The organism is Achromobacter denitrificans NBRC 15125 (genome assembly GCF_001571365.1).
In the GTDB taxonomy this organism is placed as follows: Bacteria; Pseudomonadota; Gammaproteobacteria; order Burkholderiales; family Burkholderiaceae_B; genus Achromobacter; species Achromobacter denitrificans.
Genome location: NZ_BCTQ01000049.1, coordinates 13004 through 38100 on the forward strand (window position 1 = coordinate 13004; position 25097 = coordinate 38100).

The following is a 25097-nucleotide window of genomic DNA, read 5'->3' on the forward strand; positions in this document are numbered from 1 at the left end:
TATTTCAAGCCGCGCAAGACGATAGCGTCTGGCGGTTTCTGTCGGTTGACGTCAAGGAGGACGGAATGAATCACGATGATCTGCACTACATGGGACTGCGCGAAATCGGCAAGGCCATTCAATCCGGCGAGGTCTCTTCTGAAACCGTCACCGAGCGGCAGTTCGAACGCATCGACAAACTGGACGGCCGCCTCAAGAGCTACGTCCTGCTCATGAAGGACGGCGCGATGGCGGCTGCCCGCCAGGCGGACCGGGAGATCGCGCAAGGCCAGGTGCGCGGCCCCCTGCATGGGGTGCCCGTCGCGGTGAAAGACCTGTGCTGGACCTTCGACGCGCCCACCGCGTTCGGAACGACGGTCTACCGGGAGTTTCAATCCCGCGAAGACGGCACGGTGGTGAAGCGCCTGCGGGAGTCCGGCGCCGTCCTGCTGGGCAAGGTCCAGCTGACCGAGGGCGCGCTCACGGACCATCATCCGGACATCGATCCACCCATCAATCCCTGGAATCCCGAGCACTGGACCGGCGTGTCTTCCAGCGGGTCGGGCGTGGCGCCGGCGGCCGGGCTTTGCTATGGCGCGATCGGCACCGATACCGGCGGCTCGATCCGCTTCCCGTCCGCGGCTTGCGGACTGTCGGGCATCAAGCCGACTTGGGGGCGCGTCAGCCGCTACGGCGCGTTCGAGCTGGCGGCATCGCTCGATCACCTGGGGCCGATGACGCGCAGCGCGGAGGATTCGGCCGCGATGCTGCAGGTCATCGCGGGCGCCGACGAGAACGATCCGACGGCCAGTCAGTTGCCGGTTCCCGATTATCTGAGCGAGATGGAGCGGGGCGTCAAGGGGCTGCGCATCGGCGTCGATTCCCGCTGGAACCATGACGATGTCGATGCGCCGACGCGCAAGATGATGGACGAAGCCGTTGCCGTAATGGCGAAGCTGGGCGCGGAGATCGTCGAGGTCAAGGCGCCCGACGCGGTCGATGTGCAGCGCAACTGGTTCAACCTGTGCAGCATCGAAGCGGCCGTGGCCCATGAAGAAACCTATGCGCGGCACAAGGGCTCCTACGGCCCGGCATTGGCCAACCTGATCGAGATGGGCATGGCCCAGAGCGGCATCGACTACCAGAAGATTCTGCTGCAGCGCGCCGCGTACACGGGCAAGATGCGGGCCCTGATGCAGACGGTGGACGTGCTGTTGATTCCCACCACGCCGATCGCCTCGCCGACGGTGGCGCAAATGCACGTCACTGGCCAGGCCTATGTGGACATCTGGTTCGCCATGATGCGCTACACGGCGCCGCTGGACATGGCGGGCGTGCCCACCATTACCTTGCCCGGCGGCTTTCTCGAAGGGGCCGGCACGCCGATCGGCTTCCAGTTAGTGGGCGCCGATTTTCGCGAAGACCTGATCGTGCGCGCCGCGCATGCGTATCAGCAAATGACGGATTGGCATCGCAGGCATCCCGATCTGGCCGGTGCCTGAGCGCGCGGGCGCGCGTCGGCGTCGGGCCGGATCGCAGCCGCAGGATCGCCGCCGGCGGGAGACGCCGGCGGGGGCAATTCAACGAAGGAGTGTCCATGTCCCTCAATCGACGGGGTTTCATCAAAACCGCGGCCGGCGTGCTGGCGTACGCCAGCAGCTTCGATCTGCTCGCGCAGGCGCAAATCGATTCGTCCAAGCCGATCAAGGTGGCCAACCTGCTGGACAAGACCGGCGTCCTGAACAACTACTGCCTGAAGCAGATCAAGGCGGTCGCCATGGCGGCCGACGAGATCAATGCATCGGGCGGATTGCTGGGCCGTAAGGTAGAGGTCGCCTTCTACGACACCCAGTCCAGCAACCGGCTCTATTCGCAATACGCGACCCAGGCGTTCGTCCGCGACAAGGCCGACGTCATCCACGGCGCCGTCGCCAGTTCCGCGCGCGAAGTGGTCAGGCCGATCGTGCAGCGCTTCAAGGGGCTGTACTTCTACAACGCCCTGTACGAAGGCGGCGTATGCGATCGCCGCCACGTGTGTCCCGGCATGGTGCCGGGCCAGGAGTTGGACCCGCTGGTCGACTACGTGATCAAAGAGCGCAACGCCAAGACGCACTACATCCTGGCGGCCGACTACAACTACGGCCAGATCACCAGCAAATGGCTGCAGAAGTTCATCCGGGAAAAGGGCGGCAAGGACGTGGCCGTCGAGTTCTTTCCCCTGGACGTGACCAACTTCGCGCCCGCGCTCAGCCGCATCCAGGCCGCCAAGCCCGATGCGGTGTGGTCCGCGCTGGTCGGCGATGCCCACATGAGCTTCTACCGCCAGTTCGAATCGACCATAGGCAAGAAGAACATGACGCTGATCGGCACCGTGTACGGCGCCGCCAGGGAAAACTCCATGCTCAGCGCGCAGGAGAACGACGGCACCATCATCGCCGCGTCCTTCATCGACACGCTGCCCACCGACGCGGCCAGGAAATTCGTGAAGCGCTTCGCGGACTTCACCGGGGAGTCGGACTACATCGGCGAGTATGGAGAGTACGGCTACCGCGGCATGATGCTATGGGCCGAAGCGGTCCGGCGCGCCGGCAGCGTGGAGCCGGACAAGGTCATCGCCGCCTTGCCGGGGACCCGGTACGACGGCCCCGGCGGACTGTACTCCATCGATGAGCAGTCCAATCACGTCGTCATGGATATCCATATCGCCATCGGCAACAAGGACAAGGGCTTCGACGTGGTCAAGTCATTCCCCCAGCGCCAGCCCACCGATACCCAGGCGGTATGCGACCTGAGGCGCAATCCCGACGACACCCGGCAGTACGAGCCCAAGCTCTAGATGCCGGAAGTACCAGGGCCGCCGCTACGCCGACGGCCCTGGCGGACATCAACCATCCGCTTCGGAGAGCCGCGTGACATCGCTATACACCGGTCTTTACCTAGTCGTATTTTCGATCTCCCTGATGTTGCTGATCAGCCTGGGGCTGGCGGTGATATTCGGCATGATGAAGGTCATCAACCTGGCCCACGGCGAATTCATGATGGTGGGCGGATACGCGTGCGTGCTGTCCGCCAACGCCGGCGCGCCGCTGTGGCTGGGCGTACTGGCCGGCGGGGCGATCGCCGGCATTGCAGGCATCGTGGTCGAGCGGCTCGTCATCCGCTTCCTCTACGGACGGATGGTCGACACGCTGTTGGCCACCTGGGGGTTGTCGCTGCTGTTCGTCGGGGCGGCCACCACCGTGTTCGGCGCATCCAGCATGGGAATGTCGACGGACTTCGCCAACGTCAGCCTGGGCGGCATGAGTGTCTCTTCCTACAACCTGGCGATCTGCGCGTTTTCCTTCTCGCTGGTCGCGCTGTGCTGGTGGCTGGCGGTTCGGACCAAGGCGGGCCTGATCGTGCGCGGAACCATGCAGGCCCCGGAGATGGCGGCTTGCCTGGGCGTGGATCGAGACCGCGTCTACATGTCCACGTTCGGGCTGGGTTCCTGCCTGGCCGGGCTGGCGGGCGCGGCGCTGGCGCCATTGACCGGGGTGAGTCCGGCCATGGGCGGCTTTTTCGTGGCCAAGGCGTTCATCACGGTCATCGTCGGCGGCCACCTGCCTCTCGTGGGCGCGAGCGCGGCCTCATCCCTGTTCGGCGCGATCGACGGCGTGGTGTCCTATGCCTACAGCTCGGTGCTGGGCGAGGTCAGCATGCTGATCGCGGCGGTTCTCCTACTGCGCATGCTCCCCTTGGGCATCACAGGCAGAATGAAGCGAGGTATGTAGCATGAGCAGCCATACGTTTTCCATGAGTTTCGACGCGCATGCCGGACGCCGGCCCCGATGGCCCTGGTGGGCATCGGTGGGCGTTTGCGTGGCGCTGATGCTGGCCGTGCCCTTGTACGCCGACACGGCGCTCCAGCTGGACCTGTCGCTGGTGATGATCCTGTCGCTGCTGGCGCTGAGCATGGGGCTGCTGTGGGGCTACGTCGGGATCCTGAGCTTCGGCCAGACGATTTTCTTCGGCCTCGGCGGCTATGCCTATGCCTTGTTCAGCCTGAATACGGATCTGCCCGTGGTGGCGTTCGCCCTGGCGGCCATCGTGCCCATGTTCTTCGCTGTGCTGCTGGGCTACTTCATGATGTTCGGCCGGATCAGCGATATCTACCTGAGCGTCATCACGCTGGTCGTCACGCTGATCTTCGAGAAGGGCGTGCGCGCCACCTCGGGGCCCGAATACGTCATCGGCACCGTGCGGCTCAACGGACAGAACGGTATACCCGGCGTGCCGGGCCTGCCTCTGCGGATCGGGCCGCTCGACCTGCAATCCATCGAAGGCATTTTCTACCTGGCCTTGTTCTTCCTGGCCCTGGCGTACGTGGGCATCCGCCTGTTCCTGGCCAGCCCGACGGGACGCGTGCTGGTGGGGCTGCGGGAAAACGACAAGCGCATGGAATTGCTGGGCTACGACAGCCGGCTGTACAAGCTGATGGCCTTCGTCATCGCCGGCGGGCTGGCCGGCCTGGCCGGAGGCCTGTACGCGCTGTGGGGGAACTTCGTCGGCCCGGAGATGTTCAGCCTCAACCAGGCCGCGATGGTGGTCATCTGGGTCATCGTCGGCGGACGTTCCATCCTGGCGGGGCCGATCATCGGCACGCTGCTCATTCAGTACCTCACCACCTGGCTGGGCACGGTGGGCGTCGGCCAGGTCACGCTGGCGCTGGGATTCATATTGATCGTCTGCGTGCTGTTGTTTCCGCAGGGATTGGCGCCGGCGTGCCAAGGCCTGATCGCCCGTCTAGCGCCGCGGCGGCGCGCGGGAGGCGAGCGATGACGGACCGCGACATCATCCTGGAGGCTCGGGGCGTGGGCAAGCGCTTCGGCGGCGTCAAGGCGCTGGGCAATATCGATTTCGTCTTGCGCCGAGGCGAGCTGAGGTGCCTGATCGGGCCCAACGGCGCCGGCAAGAGCACGTTCTTCAAGTTGCTCAGCGGCCAACTCGCGCCCTCGGAAGGAGACATCCTGTTCGACGGACGCAGCATCCGGCATGCGCAGCAGCACGCCATCGCCAAGCGGGGCATGGGTATCAAGAACCAGGTGCCGACCGTGCTGGACGGGCTGACGGTGGACGAGAACCTGTGGCTGGCCGCCTGGAGCGCCTGCGGCTCCGGGAAGGCGCTCGACCGGGCCGAGCAGATCAAGGCCCGCCTGGGGCTGGAGGGCGTTTCCCGAAAGCTGGTGGGCGAGCTGGCCCACGGCCAGCGGCAGTGGGTGGAAATCGGCATGGTCGTGGCGCGAGATCCGAAGGTGATCCTGCTAGACGAACCCGCGGCCGGAATGAGCGACGAGGAAACCCAGCGCATGGCGGACCTGATACACGAGCTGAATTCGCGGGCGGCCGTGGTGGTGGTCGAGCACGACATGGCCTTCATCGGCAAGATCGCGCGCACGGTCACCGTGTTTCATCAGGGCAGCATCCTGACGGAAGGCTCGTTTGAGCAGATCATCGCGGATCCGCAGGTGCGCGATGTCTATTTGGGAAGGGGGCGCGGCGCATGAACTTGCTGACGGTCAACAATCTGGCTTCCGGCTACGGCCGCATTCCCGTTCTGGAGGGCGTGCAATTCCACGTCGCCGAGGCGGAATTCCTGGGCGTGCTCGGCCACAACGGCATGGGCAAGTCCACGCTGCTGAAGACGCTGATGGGCGTGCTGCCGGCGACGGCGGGCGCCGTGCGCTTGCAGGACGCGGACATCACGCGCTTGCCTTCCCACCGGCGCGCCCGGATGGGCATGGGTTACGTGCCGCAGGGGCGGGGCATTTTTCCGGGCCTGTCGGTGCTGGACAACCTCAGGCTTTCAGCCAAGGCGAACCCCGGGCGCAGCATGGACGTGCAAGAAATCCTGGATGAGTACCCGCGCCTGAAACCGTTGGCGGGGCGCCCCGGCGGCGCGCTCAGCGGCGGAGAGCAGCAACTGTTGGCGCTGGCGCGGGCCCTGGTCGCGCGGCCGAGGCTGCTGCTGCTCGACGAACCCACCGAGGGCATCCAGCCTTCCATCATCGATGAAATCGTGGACAAGCTGAAGGACATCCGCGAGCGCCTGGGGCTGGCGATCGTGCTGGTGGAGCAGAACATCGATTTCATTCGCCAGCTGTCGGACCGCGTGCTGCTGATCCACAAGGGCGCCATCAATCGGGCCTTGCAACCCGGCGAACTGACCGACGAGTCCGTCCTGGATCATTTCACCTGAGGCGTGGGACAGGGGGCTGTCGGCGTCCGGACCGCCGCGCCGCCGCGGCATCCCGGCCGAGGCGGCGGTTCGCGTATCATCGCCGCCATGATCCCGATTTCGCTGCCGTCGACGGAATTCTTCGTCTTCCTTTTCGTTTCCCAGCTCGCGGGCCTGGCATTGCTGGGATGGTTGGCGGTGCTGGCTGCCAGCCGCCGCGCAAGGCAGCGGTTCGGGCGCCGCCCCTGGCTGCACGGCGGCGCGCTGCTGGCGCTGGCCGCCTTGTCCGCCTTCTATGTCTTCATCCGGTACGTGTTCTGGACCGTGGACCGCGAATACGACCGCCTGGAGGCGGCGCGGCGCGTGACGCTGGAGCAGCCGCAGACGCTGGGCGGCGTGGCCATGCCCGCGGGCGCGCGCCTCGTGCTGGCGAGGGAAGGCCAGCCCGAACGCTACACCGAGGCGACGTTCGAGGCGCTGGTTCCGGCATTCGGCATGCAGGCCACGCGTATCGTGCGCTACCTGCGCACCGAGTACGACCGGGAAACCTACGAGGAACTCGGCGCGCATCCGCACACGCTGTACCTCTGGGGCGCGGGCGTGCAGGATGTGGCGGGCTGGCGCTGCGACACCACGGAAAAGGTCGAATTCAGGATCGAGAAAAAAGACGCCCGTCCCGAGTTCGAATCCTGCACGCTGGGCGCGGGCAATCGCGCGGGAGAGATCGCGTTGCCGGCCGGCGCCGAGGTCCGGGCGAGAAAGGGCGAGACCTACACGAACGGGCACGTGGAGCCGCTGAACTGGTACGTGAGCGTCGATTCGCCCGAGCCCCTGGCGGTGTCCGGGATGTTGCTCGGGCGTCCCGGGCTGCGCCTGGACGACGCGCATCGTTTGCTGGGCGTGGCGAGCGCGGCGCTGGCCTGCCCGCTGCGGCTGGGGCCCTATCGCTATCCCGCGGGCACGCGGGTCCAGTCCACCGCCTATCCGCTGAACCGGCGCCTGCCGGACGCCTGGGTGCTCACCCCGGACCATGGCATGACGGTGCTGCGCGACGACGGCGAGGCGCTGTCCGAGGGCATGTCGGTGGTGCAGCGGGGGGACGGCGAGGTGCTGGCCACGCTGCTGAACGCCGAGGCGGGCGTGATGCTGTTCGCCACCATCGAGGTGGAAGGGGCGCCGCCGCAGGCGTCGGTGCGCTGCCCCTCCTGAACGCGCCGGCCCGGAGCGGGGCCGGGCGCTACATGCCGATGCCGCGCGCCATCAGCACCGCGAACAGCGGCAGGAAGATGAACAGATGGGATTCGATCATTACCCAGCGGCGCGCGCGGCGGATGTCGGCTTCCGGCGGCACGAAGCCGGGCTGCGTGGCGGCCTGCTTGCGCCAGCGGATGAAGGCGAGGGTGGGCGGGATCGAACAGAGCGCGATCACGACGAAGAGCGCGATCTTGGCGTGGAACCAGGGATTGGCCATGTAGAACGCCGCGCCCTTGGCGCCGAACATGAGGCGCAGCACGCCGGTGACCAGCACGGCCACCGCCGACACGCCGAAGAAGCGATCGTACAAGGCCAGGCGGCGAACCGTGTCGGGCGCCAGGCCGGGGCGCAGCAGGACGGCTTCGGCCGTCATGATGACTACGAGCACGAAAATGGCCAGGTAGTGAAACCAGGCGAGCAGGGCGTCTTGCAGCATGTCGGCTCCAGAAAGGCGGGACAAGCATGGTTGTACCATCCCCCGCCGAACCGCCAAGAAAAAAGCGCCCCGAGGGGCGCTTTGCATGCCGGGCGCCGCGGGCGCCCGAACAGGTCGATCAACGGCGCTTCTTGGCGGCCTCGGCGGCTTCCTGCTGCGCGTCCACCACGGCCAGCGCCGTCATGTTGACGATGCGGCGCACGGTGGCGCTGGTGGTCAGGATGTGCACGGGACGCGCCGCGCCCAGCAGGATCGGGCCCATCGCGATGCCATTGCTGCCGGTCATCTTCAGCATGTTGTACGTGATGTTGCCGGTGTCCAGGTTCGGCATGACCAGCAGGTTGGCGCGACCCTTCAGCGTGCTGTCCGGATAGGCCAGCATGCGGATCTTCTCCGACAGGGCGGCGTCGGCGTGCATTTCGCCGTCGACTTCCAGGTCGGGGGCGCGATCGCGCACCAGCTTGTTGGCGCTGGCCATCTTGCGCGAGGATTCCGTCGTGCGGCTGCCGAAGTTGGAGTGCGACAGCAGCGCGATCTTCGGCACCACGCCGAAGCGCAGCATCTCGTCGGCGGCCTGGATCGTGATGTTGGCCACTTCCTCGGCCGTCGGGTTCTCGTTGACGTGCGTGTCGGTGACGAACAGCGTCTGGTCGGGCAGCATCAGCACGTTCAGGGCGGCGTAGGTCTGGCCTTCCTTCTTGCCGATGATTTCGTCGACGTACTTGAGCTGGTTGTCGTACTTGCTCGCCACGCCGCAGAGCAGCGCGTCCGCGTCGCCGCGGCGAAGCAGCATCGCGCCGATCAGCGTGTTGTGCTTGCGGATCATCGCCTTGGCGATGGCCGGCGTCACGCCTTCGCGGCCCTTGAGCTGGTAGTACGCATTCCAGGTTTCGTTGAAGCGGCTGTCGTCCTCGGGATCCACGATCTCGAAGTCCTTGCCGGCCGCCAGGCGCAGGCCGAACTTCTTGATGCGCATTTCGATGACGGACGGACGGCCGATCAGGATCGGGAACGCCAGCTTTTCATCGGCCACGGTCTGCACCGCGCGCAGGACGCGCTCGTCTTCGCCGTCGGCGTAGATGACGCGCTTGGGCGCCTTCTTGGCCTGGGCGAACAGCGGGCGCATCAATTGGCCCGAGTGGTACACGAAGCCCATCAGCTTCTGGCGGTAGGCTTCGATGTCCTCGATGGGACGCGCGGCCACGCCGGAGTCGGCGGCGGCCTGGGCCACGGCCGGGGCGATCTGGACGATCAGGCGCGGGTCGAAGGGCTTGGGAATGATGTAGTCGGGACCGAAGGACAGTTCCTGGCCGGCGTAGGCGCGAGCCACTTCATCGTTCTGCTCGGCTTGCGCCAGTTCGGCGATGGCCTTCACGCAGGCGAGCTTCATCTCTTCCGTGATGCGCGAGGCGCCGGCGTCCATGGCGCCGCGGAAGATGAACGGGAAGCACAGCACGTTGTTGACCTGGTTCGGGTAGTCCGAACGGCCGGTGGCGATGATGCAGTCCGGACGCGCGGCCTTGGCCACTTCCGGACGGATTTCGGGTTCCGGATTGGCCAGCGCCAGGATCAGCGGGCTGGCGGCCATGGTCTTGACCATGTCGGCGGTCAGCACGCCGGCGGTGGAGCAGCCCAGGAACACGTCGGCGCCGTTGACCACGTCGGCCAGCGTGCGCGCGTCGGTCTTCTGCGCGTAGCGCTTCTTGTTGACCTCCATGTTCTCGTCACGGCCATCCCAGATCACGCCGCGGGAGTCGACCACGTAGATGTTCTCGCGCTTGACGCCCAGGTGGACCAGCAAGTCCAGGCAGGCGATGGCGGCGGCGCCGGCGCCCGAGCAGGCCAGCTTGACCGAGCCGATGTCCTTGTTCACGACCTTCAGGCCGTTCAGGATGGCGGCCGACGAGATGATGGCGGTGCCGTGCTGGTCGTCGTGGAAGACGGGGATCTTCATGCGCTCGCGCAGCTTCTTCTCGATGTAGAAGCACTCGGGCGCCTTGATGTCTTCGAGGTTGACGCCGCCCAGCGTGGGCTCCAGCGCCGCGATGATGTCGACCAGCTTGTCCGGGTCGTTTTCGGCGAGTTCGATGTCGAACACGTCGATGCCCGCGAACTTCTTGAACAGGCAGCCCTTGCCTTCCATCACCGGCTTGGCGGCCAGCGGGCCGATGTTGCCCAGGCCCAGCACGGCGGTGCCGTTGGTGATCACGCCCACCAGGTTGCCGCGCGAGGTGTACTTCGAGGCGGCGTCGTCGCCCTGGTCGAAGATGGCCATGCAGGCGGCCGCCACGCCGGGGGAGTAGGCCAGGGACAGGTCGTCCTGGTTGGCCAGGGTCTTGGTCGGGGTGACCGAGATCTTGCCGGGAGTCGGATAGGCGTGGTAGTCCAACGCCAGTTTGGTGAGAGTTTCGTCCATGGGATACAGGCCTTCTGGGGCGTAAAACAGAAAAAGAAAACGGACTGCAAAAGGCGGGCTCGCGGCCCGCCGTTTTCATCTGGCAATGCTTGGGAACACCCGTATTTCAACAGAAAGCGCGCAGCCTTGGTTGTTGCAGTGCAGCGAAGGCCCGCGCGCCCTCCATCCTAGAGTTCCCAGGGAGGGGTTTGGCGGGAGCCGGCGTTCAGCCGCGCGCGCAATGCCCGGGCGTCGTCCTGCCGGCCCAGGCTGTCCAGCGCGTAGAGCGCGATCCAGTCGGCGCTGACCTCGAAGAAGTCGCGCAGCCGGGCGCGGGTGTCGCTGCGGCCGAAGCCGTCGGTGCCCAGCGTGCGGTACGGCGCCGGCACCCAGGCGCGGATCTGGTCCGGGACGGCGCGCACGTAGTCGGTGGCGGCGATCACCGGCGCGTCGCTGCCGCCCAGGCAGGCGCGCACCCAGTCCGTGGCGGCGTCGGCTTCCAGCCCCAGCACGCGGGCGCGCTCGGCTTCGCGGCCGTCGCGGGCCAGCTCCGAGAAGCTGGTCACGCTCCAGACCTCGGCCTCCACGCCGTAGTCCGCCCGCAGGCGCTCGGCCGCCATCTCGGCCTCGCGCAGCATCGGGCCGGCGCCCAACAGGCGCACCTGGGCCTCTCCATGGGCGGGCCGCAGGCGGTACATGCCGCGCAGGATGCCCTCGCGCGTGCGCTCGTCCGCGGGCATGTCGGGTTGCGCCAGGTTTTCGTTGGTGACGGTCAGGTAGAAGAATTCGTCGCGTTGTTCGTCCAGCATGCGGCGCATGCCGTATTCGACGATGACCGCGACCTCGTAGGCATAGGCCGGGTCGTAGGCGCGGCAGTTGGGGACGGCGGCGGCCATGATGTGGCTGGAGCCGTCCTGGTGCTGAAGGCCTTCGCCGCCGAGCGTGGTCCGGCCGGACGTGGCGCCGACCAGGAAGCCGCGCGTGCGCTGGTCGGCGGCCGCCCAGATCAGGTCGCCGATGCGCTGGAAGCCGAACATCGAGTAATAGATATAGAACGGCAGCATCGGCAGGCCGTTGACCGAGTAGCTGGTGCCGGCGGCCGTCCAGGACGAGATCGCGCCCGCCTCGGTGATGCCTTCTTCCAGGATCTGGCCGTCGCGGGCCTCGCGGTAGTACAGCACCGAGCCGATGTCCTCGGGTTCGTAGAGCTGGCCCTGGGCGGAATAGATGCCGATCTGGCGGAACAGGTTGGCCATGCCGAAGGTGCGGGCCTCGTCGGCCACGATGGGCACGATGCGCGGACCCACCGCGGGGTCCTTGAGCAGCGCGGTCAGCATGCGCACGATGGCCATGGTGGACGACATTTCCTTGCCGTCCGCGGCCAGCGCGAAGCGCGCCCACTGTTCGGCGTCCGGCGGCGCCAGGCGGGGCGCCTCGGTGGCGCGGCGGGGAATGTGGCCGCCCAGCGCGGCGCGGCGCGCCTGCAGGTGGCGCAGCTCGGCGCTGTCTTCGGCGGGGCGGTAGAACTTCAGGGCCAGGCAGTCGGCGTCCGAGATCGGCAGCGCGAAGCGGTCGCGGAAGGCCAGCAGGGCCTCGTCGTCCAGCTTCTTCTGCTGGTGGGTGGTCATCTTGCCCTGGCCGGCCGCGCCCATGCCGAAGCCCTTCTTGGTCTGGGCCAGGATGACGGTGGGCTGGCCGCGATGGCGCGCGGCGCGGTGATAGGCCGCATGGATCTTCACCATGTCGTGGCCGCCGCGGTGCAGCCGGTCGATGGCTTCGTCGGTCCAGTCGGCCACCAGGGCGGCGAGTTCGGGATTCTGGTTGAAGAAGTGGGCGCGGTTGAAGGCGCCGTCGTTGGCGGCGAAGGTCTGGAACTGGCCGTCCACGGTATTGGCGAACGCCCGGGCCAGCGCGCCGCCCGTGTCGCGCCGCAGGAGCGCGTCCCAGTCGCTGCCCCAGACCAGCTTGATGACGTTCCAGCCCGCGCCGGCGTACAGGGTTTCGAGTTCGTCGATGATGCGGCCGTTGCCGCGCACCGGGCCGTCCAGGCGCTGCAGGTTGCAGTTGACCACGAACACCAGGTTGTCGAGCTTTTCGCGCGCGGCCAGCGTCAGCGCCGCGATGGACTCGGGCTCGTCCATTTCGCCGTCGCCGAAGATGCCCCAGACCTTGCGGTCGCCGCCCGGCACCAGCGAGCGGTGTTCGAGGTAGCGCATGAAGCGCGCCTGGTAGATGGCGTTGATCGGGCCGATGCCCATCGAGCCCGTGGGGAATTGCCAGAAGTCCGGCATCAGCCACGGGTGCGGATACGAAGACAGCCCGCGCAGGCCGCGCGCGGTGGCGGTGATTTCCTGGCGGAAATGCGCCAGGTCGTCTTCGCCGAGGAAGCCCTCCAGGTAGGCGCGGGCGTACACGCCCGGCGCCGAGTGCGGCTGCATGTAGACCAGGTCGCCGGGGCCGTCGGCGGTGCTCGCCCGGAAGAAATGGTTGAAGCCCACCTCGAACAGGTCGGCGGCCGAGGCATAGCTGGCGATGTGCCCGCCCAGTTCGCCGTGCGCCTGGTTGGCGCGCACCACCATGGCCAGCGCGTTCCAGCGGTTGATGCGCGCGATGCGCTCTTCGACGGCCAGGTTGCCGGGAAACGGCGGCTCCTGGTCGGCGGGGATGGTGTTCAGGTAGGCGGTGCGCGTCTGCGCCCGGGCGCGCAGGCCCAGCGAGGCGGCATGGCCCAGGAGATTGTCCAGCACGTAGCCCGCCCGTCCGGCGCCTTCGGCCTGGACCAGCGATTGCAGGGCGTCGCGCCATTCGGCGGTTTCGGCGGGGTCGAGGTCGGGTTCCGTGCCCTGCCCGGGGCGGAGGGTGCTGGCGTCGCGCATAGTGGTGTTGTCTCCTGGTTTAGCACCCATGCTAGACCCTTGCCCCTGGCATGGGTGATCGAAATCTTGGCGGAATCGCGCCGCTTTCAGCATAATCTTTTGCAGGACGGATTGCCGGCGGCAGCTTATGCCGCCGAATCGGCCGATGGCCGCCTCCCGGGCCGCAACCGGGGGGCGCTAGAATTCGCGCCTTGCAGACAGGGAGATTTCCATGACCGAACCCATCCGCGTCCCCGCAGAGGTCACGCTGCCGGAACTGACGTTCCGCGGCGTCCTGCTGGGCGCCCTGATCACCGTCATTTTCACGGCCTCCAACGTCTTCCTGGGGTTGAAGGTGGGCCTGACGTTCTCGTCCGCCATTCCGGCCGCGGTGATCTCGATGTCCGTCCTGCGCCTGTTCAAGGACGCGAACATCCTCGAAAACAATATGGTGCAGACCCAGGCCTCGGCGGCCGGCACGCTGTCCTCCATCATCTTCATCCTGCCGGCCCTGGTCATGATGGGGCACTGGCAGGGCTTTCCGTTCTGGCAGACGCTGGGCATCTGCGCGGCCGGCGGGATGCTGGGCGTGATGTTCACCATTCCGCTGCGCCACGTGATGGTGGTGCAGAGTGACCTGCCGTATCCGGAAGGAGTGGCGGCCGCCGAGATCCTGCGCGTGGGCAGCGCCGAGCGCGCTCCGGACGCCGCCGAGGACGCAGGGCGGCCGCCGGCCAGGACGGCCACGGGCATGGGCGACATCGTCGCCGGCGGCCTGGCCTCGGCCGTGGTCAGCTTCGCCGCCAGCGGCCTGCGGGTGCTGGGCGACAGCGTCAGCGGCTGGTTCCCGCTGGGCGGGGCGGTGTTCCGCCTGCCCATGGGATTCTCGCTGGCGCTGCTGGGCGCCGGCTACCTCATCGGCATCGTCGCGGGCCTGGCCATGCTGACCGGCCTGGTCATTTCCTGGGGGATCGCCGTGCCGATCCTGACCGCCCTGGGCGACATGCCCGCCGGCATGTCGCCGGAGAAGTACGCGACCGGGCTGTGGTCGTCGCAGGTGCGCTTCATCGGCGCGGGCGTGATCGGCGTGGGCGCCATCTGGACGCTGGCGACCCTGTTCATGCCCATGGTGCGCGGCCTGAAGGCTTCGTTCGCCGCGCTGGGCAAGTCGGACGCGGCCCAGGCCGGGCGCATCCCGCGCACCGAGCGCGACCTGTCGGCCGGCTGGATCTCGGCGGTGACGCTGGTGCTGGTGGCGGTGCTGGTCGTGACGTTCCAGGTGTTCCTGTCGGGCGCGCCGCTGTCGGCCGGCGCCATCTGGAAACTGGTGGCCTACGCCGTGCTGTTCGCCTTCGTGTTCGGCTTCCTGGTGGCGGCGGCCTGCGGCTACATGGCCGGGCTGGTCGGTTCGTCGACGAGCCCGATCTCGGGAGTGGGCATCGTGGCCATCGTGCTGGTGTCGCTGCTGATGCTGGCGCTGGGCGGCGAGTTGCTGGGCGCCGAGAACGGCGTGCAGATGGCCATCGCGCTGTCCATCTTCAGCACCTCCGCGGTGGTGGCCGTGGCCTCGATTTCCAACGACAACCTGCAGGACCTGAAGACCGGCTGGCTGGTGGGCGCGACGCCGTGGCGCCAGCAGGTGGCGCTGCTGATCGGCTGCGTGGCGGGCGCGGCGGTGATTTCGCCGGTGCTGGAGCTGCTGTACAACGCCTACGGTTTCGCCGACGCGATGCCGCGCGCCGACATGGATCCGGCGCAGGCCCTGTCGGCGCCGCAGGCGACCCTGATGCTGGCGATCGCGCGCGGCATTTTCACGCACCAGCTCAACTGGACGATGATCCTGATCGGCATGGCGGTCGGCGTGGGCCTGATCCTGGTGGACCAGGTCCTGATGCGCACCTGCCGCGTGGCCCGGATCCCGGTGCTGGCGGTCGGCATCGGCATCTACCTGCCGCCCACCGTGGCGGCGCCCATCGTGGCCGGCGCGGTCCTCGCCTGGCTGCTCGAACGCGTTCTGCGCCGCCGCGCCGCGGAAGCCGGCAAGCCGTACGAGCAGTTCGCCGACGCGGCCAACCGCCGCGGCGTGCTGATCGCCTCCGGCCTGATCGTCGGCGAAAGCCTGGTCGGGGTGCTGATGGCGGGCATCATCGGCGCCGCCGGCACCGATGCCCCGCTGGCCATCGCCGGCGAGGATTTCGCGAAACCGGCCTCCTACCTGGGGCTGGCCGTCTTCGTGCTGGTGGCGGTGCTGTTCTGGCGGCGCGTGCTGCGGCTGGCGTAGCGCATCCGCCCCGGCCCGGCCGCGGGGCCGTCAGGCCGGCCCGAGCAGGTCGGACAGCGTGCGGGCGATGACCTTGGTGGCGCGGCGCAGGTCTTCCAGCGCCACGCGCTCGTCGTTGCGCTTGGCGTGGGATTCCAGCACGCTGCGCGGCCCGGCGCCATAGATCACGCCGGGGATGCCGGCTTCGGCGTACAGGCGCACGTCGGTATAGAGCGGCGTGCCCATGGCGGGTATCGGCTCGCCGAACAGTTCTTCTCCATGCTTCTGGATGGCCTGCACCAGCGGCTGGCTGCCGGGCAGCGGCCGCATGGCGTTCGCCAGCAGCAGGCGCTTGATGTCCACCGTGATGCCGGGCAGGGCGGCGGCGGTCTCGGCGATGATGCGGCGGATGTCCGCTTCGACGTCGGCGGCGTTCTCTTCGGGGATCATGCGCCGGTCCAGCTTGAACACCACCTTGCCCGGCACCACGTTGGTGTTGGTGCCGCCCTCGATGCGGCCGATGTTCAGATAGGGGTGGCTGATGCCCGGCACCTGCGAGCGGATCTCCCGGTAGCGCGCGTTCTGCCCGTACAGCGCGTCGAGGATCTTGACGGCGGCCTGCAGCGCGTCGACGCCGGTGGCCGGGATGGCGGCATGCGCCATCTTGCCGTGGACGGTCACTTCCATTTGCAGGCAGCCGTTGTGCGCGGTGACGACTTCGTAGCTGAAGCCCGCCGCGATCAGCAGGTCGGGCCGGGTCAGCCCCTGCGAGAGCAGCCAGCCCGGGCCCAGCAGGCCGCCGAATTCCTCGTCGTAGGTGAAGTGCAGCTCGATCGCGCCGCGGGTGGGGCGGGCGACGGCTTCGAGCGCGCGCAGCGCGAAGGTATAGCTGGCGAAGTCGCTCTTGCTGACGGCGGCGGCGCGGCCGTAAAGGCTGCCGTTGTCGATTTCGCCGCCGTACGGATCGTGCTGCCAGCCGTCGCCGGGCGGGACCACGTCGCCGTGGGCGTTGAGCGCAATGCGCGGGCCGTCCGCGCCGTACTCGCGCCGCACGATGAGGTTGGTGATGGATTGCAGCCCGTAGTCGCGGACCGCGTCGGCGGGCACGGGGTGGGACTCGGCCGAAAGGCCGTAGCCTTGCAGCAGTTCCGCGGTGCGTTCGGCGTGGGGGGCGTTGTTGCCGGGCGGCGTGTCGGTGGGCACGCGCACCAGTTCCTGCAGGAAGCGGACTTCCTCGTCAAAGTGGGCGTCGATCCAGGCGTCGAGCCGGGCGTAATCGGTCGGAGTCGTCATGTCGTTTCCTTGGCGAGCGCGTCCAGCAGCTGCAGCATCGCGAGCGCGGCGAGCTGGATGTCGTCGCTGGTGGTGGATTCGCGGGGGTTGTGGCTGATGCCGGCGTTCTGGCCGCGCACGAACAGCATGGCCTGCGGCATGACTTCATGCAGCTTCATGGCGTCGTGGCCCGCGCCGCTGGGCATGCGGTGGACCGGCAGCCCCAGCGCGTCGACGGCCTGTTCCCAGCGCCGCTGCCAGGCGGGATCGCTGGGCGCCGCGGCGGCGCGCATGGTTTCTTCCAGGGCGTAGCGCAGGCCCCGGCGCTGGCAGACGGCTTCGAGCTCGGCCAGCACGTCCCGGGCGAGCGCGTCGCGCCGTTCGTCGCTGGGGGCGCGCAGGTCCAGGCTGAAGCGGCACTCGCCGGGCACCACGTTGATCGAGCCGCTGGGCACTTCCAGCATGCCGACGGTGCCTACCGAATCGCCATCGCGGGCGGCGCGCCGCTCGACGTACAGGACCATCTCGGCCGCCGCGGCGGCGGCGTCGCGGCGCCGGTCCATCGGGGTGGTGCCGGCATGGCAGGCCATGCCGAAAACCTGGACCTGGTAGCGCAGGCAGCCGTTGATGGAGGTGACGACGGCCAGCGGCAAGCCCAATTCGTAGAGCACCGGCCCTTGCTCGATGTGGACTTCGACGAAGCCCAGGTAGCGGGCCGGATCCCGGCGCAGCGCGGGGATGTCCTCGGCGCGCAGGCCGGCGCGCGCCATCGCGTCGCGCATGCTGATGCCGTCCGCGTCGCGTTGGTCCAGCCATTCGGGGCGGAAGTCGCCAATGAGGGCGCCCGAGCCGAGGAAGGTGGCGCGGTAGCGCTGGCCTTCCTCTTCGGCGAAACCGATCACCTCCAGGTGATAGGGCAGGCGGCGGCCGCGCCGGTGCAGTTCGCGCACGCAGGCCATGGGCACGAAGATCCCCAGCCGCCCGTCGTGCTTGCCGGCATTGCGCACCGTGTCGTAGTGACTGCCGGTCAGGAGCGTCGGAGCCTCGGGGCGGTCGGCGAGGTATCGGCCCACCACGTTGCCCACGGCATCGATCCCGACCTCGTCGAAACCGCAGTCGCGCATCCATTGCGACAGCTGCGCGGCGCAGGCGCGGTGCGCGTCGGTCAGGTAGGTGACCGTCAACTGGCCTTTTTCGGCGTAGCCCGGGTCGCTGTGGGCGGCGAGGGCTTCGCTCCAGTCCCAGATGTCGTCGCCCATGGCGGGGGTGTCGCCGAACCGTTCCCGCAGGCGGATCTCGGCGATGCGGTGCAGGTGCTGCAGCGCTTCCTGGAGTTCGACGTCGGCCGGGTTGTCCAGGCGGCGGGCGAATTCGTCGAGGATCTGCCGGCGCGTGAGGCCGGTTCCGCGCGGGCCGCGCACGGCCAGCACGAAGGGGAAGCCGAACTTGGCGGCGTAGGCGGCATTCAGTTCGCGCAGTCGGTCGAGCTCGTCGGCCGAGCCTTGCCCGATGCCGGCCAGCGTCTGTTCGCGCGTCGATTCCGCGCTGAGCGCCGGGCCTTGCGGCGTCGGGACGGCCAGTTCGGGATGGGCGCGCACGAGCGCCAGGCGAGCGTCGGCGTCGGCATCGGCGACGGCCCGGCGCAGGCATTGCCGCAGTTCGGCCAGGGAACGGAACGGGCGCGCCTGCGCCGCGCGTTCGGCGATCCAGGGCGCGTGTTCGTACAGGCCATCGAGCATCGCGGCGGCGTCGGCCGGCGGGGCCGAGTTGAGTCGGGCTAGGGTGTCGTCCATGAGCGTCCTGTTCAGGCGTTGGGAGTGTAGGGATGCGCCGCTTTCCAGTGGCGCGCGATGTCGATGCGGCGGCAGACCCAGACGCGGTCGTGGCGCGCGATGTGGTCCAGGAAACGCTGCAGCGCGGCGATGCGGCCGGGCCGCCCCAGCAGGCGGCAATGCATGCCGATGCTCATCATCTTGGGCGCCTCGTCGCCTTCGGCGTACAGCGCGTCGAAGCTGTCCTTCAGGTACTGGAAGAACGGATCGGCGTGCGAATAACCCTGCGGCAGCGCGAAGCGCATGTCGTTGCAGTCCAGCGTGTAGGGCACGATCAGCTGCGGGACGGTGCTGCCGTCGGTTTTCCGCACTTCCATCCAGAAGGGCAGGTCGTCGCCGTAATAGTCGCTGTCGTACTCGAAGCCGCCGTAGTCGGCGACGAGCCGGCGGGTGCGCGGGCTGTCGCGGCCGGTGTACCAGCCCAGCGGGCGGTTGCCGGTCAGGCGGGTGATGGCGTCCATGCCCAGGCGCAGGTGCTCGCGCTCCGTGGCTTCGTCGACGTGCTGGTAGTGGATCCAGCGCCAGCCGTGGCAGGCGATCTCGTGGCCCAGTTCGACGAAGGCCGAGGCCACCTCGGGGTGCCGCTCCAGGGCCATGCCGACGCCGAACACGGTCAAGGGCAGCCCGCGCTTTTCGAATTCCCGCAGGATGCGCCACACCCCCGCCCGGGAGCCGTACTCGTAGATGCTCTCCATGCTGAGGTGGCGCTCGGGATAGCTGGCGGGATTGAACATCTCGGACAGGAATTGTTCGGATCCCGCATCGCCATGCAGCACGCTGTTCTCACCGCCTTCCTCGTAGTTCAGCACGAACTGCACGGCGATGCGGGCCTGTCCGGGCCAGCGGGCGGGCGGCGGGTTGCGGCCGTAGCCGACCAGGTCGCGCGGATAAGGGCGGGTGGAATCGTAGTGGCTCATGGACGGTCGGGCAGTGGGTCCCGGCGCGCGGCGGCGGGAGCGGGGTTGGCGGACGATCTCGCGATGAGCTGCACCATAGCTGGAAACCGCAGTTTTGTATACAACTTATGTGCATAATTGTACGGGATCTGGGCCCGGCGCCTGGGCGGACGCGGCCTGGACGCGCTGCGCCCCGCCAGGGAATTCCGGGCGGGGCGGGGGCGCCGCGCCGTCCGCGGACTCCGGGTACTACCTTGCTTGCATCATGGGCGCGGACCGGCCGCGGTGGCAAGCCCCGGGGGCTTCCAGCGGGCGCCGCCTTCAGCGCAGGTCGCCGCTGGGCCAGCCCAGGGGGCCATAGGCGCCCTTATCCGTTGCGGTACAGAAAGCTGTAGGCGTTGATCGCCGGCACCCCTCCCAGGTGCGCATACAGGACGCGGGAGCCGGCGGGGATCTCGCCGCGGCGCACGATATCCATCATCCCCTGCATGGATTTGCCCTCGTAGACCGGGTCGGTCATCATCCCTTCCAGGCGCGCGCAGAGGCGGATCGCCTCGTTGGTCTCGGCCGAGGGCAGGCCGTAGGCCGGATAGGCATAACGGGCGTCCAGCACCACGTCGCCGTCCTCGATCGGCTTGTCCAGCCCCACCAGGTCGGCGGTGCGCCGCGCGATGCGCAGGATCTGCTCGCGGGTCTGGTCCGGCGTGGCGGAGGCATCGATGCCGATGACGCGGTTCGCGCGCCCGTCGGCGGCAAAGCCCACCACCATGCCCGCCTGCGTGCTGCCAGTGACGGCGCACACCACGATGTAGTCGAAGCGGAAACCCAGCTCGGCCTCCTGACGCCGCACTTCCTCGGCGAAGCCCACGTAGCCCAGGCCGCCCAGTTCGTGGTCGGACGCGCCGGCCGGAATAGCATAGGGCTTGCCGCCGCGCCGTTTCACTTCTTCCAGCGCGTCTTCCCAGCTGCGCCGGAACCCGATGTCGAACCCCTGGTCGACCAGCCGCACGTCGGCGCCCATCAACCGGCTCATCATGATGTTGCCGACCCGGTCGTACACCGCATCGGAATAGTCCACCCAGTTTTCCTGCACCAGCACGCAGGCCAGGCCCAGCTTGGCGGCCACCGCGGCCACCATGCGCGTGTGGTTGGACTGGATGCCGCCTATCGTGACCAGCGTGTCGCAACCCTGTTCCAGGGCCTGCGGAATCAGGTATTCCAGCTTGCGCAGCTTGTTGCCGCCGAACGCCAGGCCGCTGTTGCAGTCTTCGCGCTTTGCGTAGATCTCGACCTTGCCGCCCAGGTGCGCGGAGAGGCGGTCGAGCTTTTCGATGGGGGTATCGCCGAAGGTCAGGCGGTAGCGGGGAAATCGTTGCAGATCCATGCTGGCTCCTGTTGGTCTAGCCGTGCCGGCCGGAATGGCGCGCACGGAAAAATCATAGGAACCGCGGGGATGCGAGGTCAATTGCGTATTTTTTCAAATAAGCAGGGTTATTTTTTTATAAATCAGGATTTATAGATTTAATATTCATCCATAAAAACAACAAACGAAATTTAATTTTCAGGGACATATCAAATGGCAGCCATTTCCGAGCTGGACCGCATCGACCGGCAGATCCTGCGCGAGCTGCAGCAGGATGCCCAGATCACCAACCTGGAGCTGAGCGCGCGCGTCCACCTGAGCCCGGCCGCCTGCCTGCGCCGGGTGGAAAAACTCAAGGGCGAGGGCATCATCCGCAAGACCGTCGCGTTGCTGGAGCCGGCGGAGGTGGACATGGCCACGCTGGTGATCGTGGGCGTGGTGCTGGACCGCTCCACGCCCGAGTCCTTCACCGACTTCGAGGAGGCCGCGCGCGGCATCAGCGGCTGCCTGGAGTGCCATCTGGTGGCGGGTGAATTCGATTACTTCCTGATGCTGCGCATACGCGACCTGGAACGCTTCAACAAGCTGCACGCGGGCGAGATCATCAAGCTTCCCGGCGTACGCCAGATACGCACCTTTTTCGTGCTGAAAGAGATCCTGTCGACCACGGCCTTGCCGGTCTGACGAGGCGAATGTGCAACACACATTGCGCGTCAATTAAAAAATGACGCGCCGCCGCATTTTGGATTAACGGAATTTGATGGCGAGTAGACGGCGCAATGGAAGGCGTTCGCAGGACATTCCAACGCCGCATGAAGGCATTCCCAATGCGCTTTTGCGTCACGCAAACGCAAGAAGACGCCCATAAACTCAAAGGGTTATACTCTCGTCCATACGGCTTTCAAGGCTTGTACGCGCCTTCTGCCCCTGCTATCCGCTAACCGGGAAGCCCGTGTCGCGGAAGGTTTTCCTGCATCGTGTCGAGTGAAGCACTCGTAAAGGTGAAGCGATATGTCTTCGGAAATAGAATCCCTATCCACGTCTTACTTGTTTGGGGGAAATGCCCCCTACGTTGAGGAGCTTTACGAAGCCTACCTCGACAACCCCGGTTCGGTACCCGACAACTGGCGCGAATATTTCGACCAGCTGCAACACGCTCCCGCGACCGACGGCCAGGAATCCACTCGCGACCAGGCCCACGCTCCCATCGTCGAATCGTTCGCCCAGCGCGCCAAGGCCAATGCCTTCGTGCAACGCGCTGGCGAACCCGACCTGAGCGTCGCCAGCAAGCAGGTCTCGGTGCAATCGCTGATCGCAGCCTACCGCTCGCTGGGCTCGCGCTGGGCCGACCTGGATCCGCTCAAGCGCCAGGAACGTCCGCCGATCCCGGAACTCGATCCCGCCTTCTACGGCCTGACCGAAGCGGACCTGGACCAGACCTACTCGGCCACCAACACCTACTTCACGACCGCCAGCACCATGACGCTGCGCGACATCCTGAAGGCGCTGCGCGACACCTACTGCCGCAGCATCGGTGCCGAATTCACGCACATCTCCGATCCCGCCGCCAAGCGCTGGATCCAGGAACGCCTGGAAACCACGCTGGGCGCGCCCGTCTATTCGGTCGAAGAAAAGCGCCACATCCTGCAGCAGCTGACCGAGTCCGAAGGCCTCGAACGCTTCCTGCACACCAAGTACGTCGGCCAGAAGCGCTTCTCGCTGGAAGGCGGCGAAAGCTTCATCGCCTCGATGGACGAAGTGGTGAACCACGCCGGTGAAAACGGCGTCCAGGAAATCGTGGTCGGCATGGCCCACCGCGGCCGCCTGAACCTGCTCGTGAACATCATGGGCAAGATGCCCGGCGACCTGTTCGCCGAGTTCGAAGGCAAGCACGCCGAAGGCCTGACCGACGGCGACGTGAAGTACCACAACGGCTTCTCCAGCGACCTGTCCACCCGTGGCGGCCCGGTCCACCTGTCGCTTGCGTTCAACCCCTCGCACCTGGAAATCGTCAACCCCGTGGTCGAGGGCAGCGCCCGCGCCCGCCAGGAACGCCGCGGCGACGCCGAAGGCAAGCAAGTGCTGCCGGTGCTGGTGCACGGCGACGCGGCCTTCGCCGGCCAGGGCGTGGTCATGGAAACCCTGAACCTGGCGCAGACCCGCGGCTACGGCACGGGCGGCACGCTGCACATCGTCATCAACAACCAGATCGGCTTCACCACGTCCGACCCGCGCGACTCGCGTTCGACGCTGTATTGCACCGACGTGGTCAAGATGATCGAAGCCCCGGTCTTCCACGTCAACGGCGACGATCCCGAAGCCGTGGTGTTCGTGACCAAGCTGGCCCTGGACTACCGCCTGCAGTTCCGCCACGACGTCGTCGTGGACATCGTCTGCTTCCGCAAGCTGGGCCACAACGAGCAGGACACCCCGTCGCTGACGCAGCCCCTGATGTACAAGCGCATCGGCCACCACCCCGGCACGCGCAAGCTGTACGCCGACAAGCTGACCACGCAGGGCGTGCTGGCCGAAGGCGAAGCCGATCAGCTCGTCAAGGACTACCGCCAGCTGATGGAAGACGGCCAGCGCACCATCGAACCGGTGCTGACCGACTACAAGAGCAAGTACGCCATCGACTGGTCGCCGTTCCTCGGCGCCAAGTGGACCGACCAGGCCGACACCGCCGTGCCGCTGGCTGAACTGAAGCGCATCGGCGAACGCATCACCACCGTGCCGGAAGGCTTCACGGTGCACCCGCTGGTCGCCAAGCTGCTGAACGACCGCCGCACCATGGCCAAGGGCGAAATGAACCTGGACTGGGGCATGGGCGAGCATCTGGCTTTCGCCACCCTGGTGTCCTCGGGCTACGCCATCCGCATCACCGGCCAGGACTCGGGCCGCGGCACGTTCACGCACCGCCATGCCGTGCTGCACGACCAGAACCGCGAACGCTGGAACGACGGCACCTACATTCCGCTGCAGAACGTCTCGGAAGGCCAGGCGCCGTTCACCGTGATCGACTCCGTGCTGTCCGAAGAGGCGGTGCTGGGCTTTGAATACGGCTACTCCAGCGCCGAGCCCAATACGCTGACCATCTGGGAAGGCCAGTTCGGCGACTTCGTCAACGGCGCCCAGGTCGTGATCGACCAGTTCATCAGCTCCGGCGAAGCCAAGTGGGGCCGCCAGTCGGGCCTGACCCTGATGCTGCCGCACGGCTACGAAGGCCAGGGCCCCGAGCACTCGTCGGGCCGCATCGAGCGCTTCCTGCAACTGTGCGCCGACAACAACATGCAGGTGATCCAGCCGACCTCCGCGTCGCAGATCTTCCACGTGTTGCGCCGCCAGATGATCCGTCCGTTCCGCAAGCCGCTGGTGCTGTTCACGCCCAAGTCGTTGCTGCGCAACAAGGACGCCGGCTCCCCGCTGACCGATCTGGCCGGCGGCAGCTTCCGCCCCGTCATCGGTGAAGTGGACGATGCCATCGACGCCGCCAAGGTCAAGCGCGTGCTGGCTTGCTCGGGCAAGGTCTACTACGATCTGGTCAATGCCCGCCGCGAGCGTGGCGCCGAGAACGTGGCGATCGTTCGCGTCGAGCAGCTGTATCCGTTCGCGCACAAGTCCTTCGAGGCCGAACTGCGCAAGTACCCGAAGGCTACCGAAGTGATCTGGGTCCAGGACGAGCCGCAAAACCAAGGCGCGTGGTTCTACGTTCAGCATCATGTGTACGAGAACATGGTCGAAGGCCAGAAGCTGGGCTACGCCGGTCGTGCCGCGTCGGCTTCGCCGGCCGTGGGCTACCTGGCCAAGCACCAGGAACAGCAAAAGGCGCTCATCGAAGCGGCTTTCGCTCCCAAGTTCAAGGCCATGCTGACCAAGTAACCCAACCCGATGCGCGCGCGGCGCGCGGCAAGTTCCAGAAACCGCGTTTCGAACTTTGCCCGCGCCGCGTGGTCCAGAACAAATACTTTACGGAATAAACAAAATGGCTATCACCGACGTCGTCGTTCCCCAACTCTCCGAATCCGTCTCCGAAGCGACGCTGCTGACCTGGAAGAAGCAGCCGGGCGCTGCCGTCGAAGCGGACGAAATCCTGATCGAAGTCGAAACCGACAAGGTCGTCCTGGAAGTGCCGGCTCCCGCCTCGGGCGTGCTGGCTGAAATCGTCAAGGGCGACGGCAGCACCGTCACCTCCGGCGAAGTCCTGGCCCGCATCGACACCGCCGGCAAGGCCGCCGCTGCCGCCACCGCGCCCGCCGCCGAAGCCCCCGCCGCCGCCCAGGCTGCCCCGGCTGCCGCCCCGGCCGCCGCGCCCGCCTCGAAGGCTGCCGCCGGCGTGGCTTC

Annotated in this window: 18 protein-coding genes; 11 read left to right on the forward strand and 7 right to left on the reverse strand. The window is 67.2% G+C overall.

Translation table 11 applies throughout. The features are described from left to right. The first annotated feature begins 65 nt into the window (after positions 1 to 65). The 7 genes from ADE01S_RS27430 (at position 66) to ADE01S_RS27460 (ending at position 7402) form a co-directional block, all read left to right on the forward strand. Positions 66 to 1481, forward strand: a complete 1416-nt coding sequence (locus tag ADE01S_RS27430; protein WP_062684933.1) for an amidase — start codon at positions 66 to 68, stop codon at positions 1479 to 1481. A gap of 95 nt (positions 1482 to 1576) precedes the next feature. Then, complete coding sequence (locus ADE01S_RS27435; protein WP_062684934.1) at positions 1577 to 2815, forward strand: ABC transporter substrate-binding protein; 1239 nt, start codon at positions 1577 to 1579, stop codon at positions 2813 to 2815. Positions 2816 to 2888: 73 nt separating this feature from the next. Next, positions 2889 to 3749, forward strand: a complete 861-nt coding sequence (locus ADE01S_RS27440; RefSeq protein ID WP_232482035.1) for an ABC transporter permease subunit — start codon at positions 2889 to 2891, stop codon at positions 3747 to 3749. 1 nt (position 3750) lies between these two features. After that, a complete protein-coding gene (locus ADE01S_RS27445; RefSeq protein WP_082775910.1) occupies positions 3751 to 4797 on the forward strand; it encodes a branched-chain amino acid ABC transporter permease in 1047 nt (348 codons plus the stop codon). Then, positions 4794 to 5522: an ATP-binding cassette domain-containing protein gene (locus ADE01S_RS27450; RefSeq protein WP_062684936.1), complete on the forward strand. Its 729-nt coding sequence runs from the start codon at positions 4794 to 4796 to the stop codon at positions 5520 to 5522. Before ADE01S_RS27445 ends, ADE01S_RS27450 begins: the two co-directional genes overlap by 4 nt. Then, a complete protein-coding gene (locus tag ADE01S_RS27455) occupies positions 5519 to 6214 on the forward strand; it encodes an ABC transporter ATP-binding protein (RefSeq protein WP_172600307.1) in 696 nt (231 codons plus the stop codon). The genes ADE01S_RS27450 and ADE01S_RS27455 overlap by 4 nt, the downstream gene beginning before the upstream one ends. An 87-nt stretch (positions 6215 to 6301) precedes the next feature. Further along, positions 6302 to 7402, forward strand: a complete 1101-nt coding sequence (locus ADE01S_RS27460; protein ID WP_062684938.1) for a hypothetical protein — start codon at positions 6302 to 6304, stop codon at positions 7400 to 7402. A 28-nt stretch (positions 7403 to 7430) separates the two neighbouring features. Here ADE01S_RS27460 and ADE01S_RS27465 read toward each other — a convergent pair whose 3' ends face one another. The 3 genes from ADE01S_RS27465 to mdeB form a co-directional block, all read right to left on the reverse strand. Then, positions 7431 to 7883, reverse strand: coding sequence for a DUF2214 family protein (locus ADE01S_RS27465; RefSeq protein WP_062684939.1), 453 nt, complete (start codon positions 7881 to 7883; stop codon positions 7431 to 7433). Positions 7884 to 8001: 118 nt separating this feature from the next. Further along, positions 8002 to 10299 carry an NADP-dependent malic enzyme gene (locus ADE01S_RS27470; RefSeq protein ID WP_062684940.1) on the reverse strand — a complete coding sequence of 766 codons (2298 nt, stop codon included), beginning with the start codon at positions 10297 to 10299 and terminating at the stop codon, positions 8002 to 8004. Positions 10300 to 10466: 167 nt separating this feature from the next. After that, positions 10467 to 13154 (reverse strand): alpha-ketoglutarate dehydrogenase, encoded by a 2688-nt coding sequence (gene mdeB / locus ADE01S_RS27475; protein ID WP_062684941.1) that lies wholly within the window; start codon positions 13152 to 13154, stop codon positions 10467 to 10469. A 211-nt stretch (positions 13155 to 13365) separates the two neighbouring features. Between mdeB and ADE01S_RS27480 the strand changes: the two genes are divergently transcribed. Beyond that, on the forward strand, positions 13366 to 15414 hold the full coding sequence (locus ADE01S_RS27480) for an OPT family oligopeptide transporter (RefSeq protein WP_062684942.1): 2049 nt from the start codon (positions 13366 to 13368) through the stop codon (positions 15412 to 15414). A gap of 30 nt (positions 15415 to 15444) precedes the next feature. On the opposite strand, the gene ADE01S_RS27485 is transcribed toward ADE01S_RS27480, so the two are convergent. The 4 genes from ADE01S_RS27485 to ADE01S_RS27500 all read right to left on the reverse strand — a co-directional run bounded on the left by ADE01S_RS27485 (position 15445) and on the right by ADE01S_RS27500 (position 20777). Further along, positions 15445 to 16686 (reverse strand): M20 family metallopeptidase, encoded by a 1242-nt coding sequence (locus tag ADE01S_RS27485; protein WP_062684943.1) that lies wholly within the window; start codon positions 16684 to 16686, stop codon positions 15445 to 15447. After that, entirely contained in the window at positions 16683 to 18458 is a 1776-nt protein-coding gene (gene uraD, locus ADE01S_RS27490; RefSeq protein ID WP_062684944.1) for a 2-oxo-4-hydroxy-4-carboxy-5-ureidoimidazoline decarboxylase, read from the reverse strand. Before uraD ends, ADE01S_RS27485 begins: the two co-directional genes overlap by 4 nt. An 11-nt stretch (positions 18459 to 18469) precedes the next feature. Continuing rightward, complete coding sequence (puuE, locus tag ADE01S_RS27495; RefSeq protein WP_062684945.1) at positions 18470 to 19414, reverse strand: allantoinase PuuE; 945 nt, start codon at positions 19412 to 19414, stop codon at positions 18470 to 18472. 346 nt (positions 19415 to 19760) lie between these two features. Continuing rightward, a complete protein-coding gene (locus ADE01S_RS27500; RefSeq protein ID WP_062684946.1) occupies positions 19761 to 20777 on the reverse strand; it encodes a 1-aminocyclopropane-1-carboxylate deaminase in 1017 nt (338 codons plus the stop codon). A gap of 192 nt (positions 20778 to 20969) precedes the next feature. On the opposite strand from ADE01S_RS27500, the gene ADE01S_RS27505 reads away from it, so the two are divergent. The 3 genes from ADE01S_RS27505 to ADE01S_RS27515 form a co-directional block, all read left to right on the forward strand. Next, complete coding sequence (locus ADE01S_RS27505) at positions 20970 to 21440, forward strand: Lrp/AsnC family transcriptional regulator (RefSeq protein ID WP_062684947.1); 471 nt, start codon at positions 20970 to 20972, stop codon at positions 21438 to 21440. Positions 21441 to 21767: 327 nt separating this feature from the next. Further along, positions 21768 to 24635 (forward strand): 2-oxoglutarate dehydrogenase E1 component, encoded by a 2868-nt coding sequence (locus ADE01S_RS27510; protein WP_062684948.1) that lies wholly within the window; start codon positions 21768 to 21770, stop codon positions 24633 to 24635. Between the two features lie 103 nt (positions 24636 to 24738). Continuing rightward, positions 24739 to 25097: biotin/lipoyl-containing protein (locus ADE01S_RS27515; protein ID WP_303621340.1), on the forward strand; the 359-nt coding region annotated here is incomplete at its 3' end.

Excerpts from the sequence above, each read along its gene's own strand:
- ADE01S_RS27430 (WP_062684933.1), top strand. The coding sequence starts at position 66 with ATGAATCACGATGATCTGCACTACATGGGACTGCGCGAAATCGGCAAG.
- ADE01S_RS27435 (WP_062684934.1), top strand. The coding sequence starts at position 1,577 with ATGTCCCTCAATCGACGGGGTTTCATCAAAACCGCGGCCGGCGTGCTG.
- ADE01S_RS27445 (WP_082775910.1), top strand. The coding sequence starts at position 3,751 with ATGAGCAGCCATACGTTTTCCATGAGTTTCGACGCGCATGCCGGACGC.
- ADE01S_RS27450 (WP_062684936.1), top strand. The coding sequence starts at position 4,794 with ATGACGGACCGCGACATCATCCTGGAGGCTCGGGGCGTGGGCAAGCGC.
- ADE01S_RS27455 (WP_172600307.1), top strand. The coding sequence starts at position 5,519 with ATGAACTTGCTGACGGTCAACAATCTGGCTTCCGGCTACGGCCGCATT.
- ADE01S_RS27460 (WP_062684938.1), top strand. The coding sequence starts at position 6,302 with ATGATCCCGATTTCGCTGCCGTCGACGGAATTCTTCGTCTTCCTTTTC.
- ADE01S_RS27465 (WP_062684939.1), bottom strand. The coding sequence starts at position 7,883 with ATGCTGCAAGACGCCCTGCTCGCCTGGTTTCACTACCTGGCCATTTTC.
- ADE01S_RS27470 (WP_062684940.1), bottom strand. The coding sequence starts at position 10,299 with ATGGACGAAACTCTCACCAAACTGGCGTTGGACTACCACGCCTATCCG.
- mdeB (WP_062684941.1), bottom strand. The coding sequence starts at position 13,154 with ATGCGCGACGCCAGCACCCTCCGCCCCGGGCAGGGCACGGAACCCGAC.
- ADE01S_RS27480 (WP_062684942.1), top strand. The coding sequence starts at position 13,366 with ATGACCGAACCCATCCGCGTCCCCGCAGAGGTCACGCTGCCGGAACTG.
- ADE01S_RS27485 (WP_062684943.1), bottom strand. The coding sequence starts at position 16,686 with ATGACGACTCCGACCGATTACGCCCGGCTCGACGCCTGGATCGACGCC.
- uraD (WP_062684944.1), bottom strand. The coding sequence starts at position 18,458 with ATGGACGACACCCTAGCCCGACTCAACTCGGCCCCGCCGGCCGACGCC.
- puuE (WP_062684945.1), bottom strand. The coding sequence starts at position 19,414 with ATGAGCCACTACGATTCCACCCGCCCTTATCCGCGCGACCTGGTCGGC.
- ADE01S_RS27500 (WP_062684946.1), bottom strand. The coding sequence starts at position 20,777 with ATGGATCTGCAACGATTTCCCCGCTACCGCCTGACCTTCGGCGATACC.
- ADE01S_RS27505 (WP_062684947.1), top strand. The coding sequence starts at position 20,970 with ATGGCAGCCATTTCCGAGCTGGACCGCATCGACCGGCAGATCCTGCGC.
- ADE01S_RS27510 (WP_062684948.1), top strand. The coding sequence starts at position 21,768 with ATGTCTTCGGAAATAGAATCCCTATCCACGTCTTACTTGTTTGGGGGA.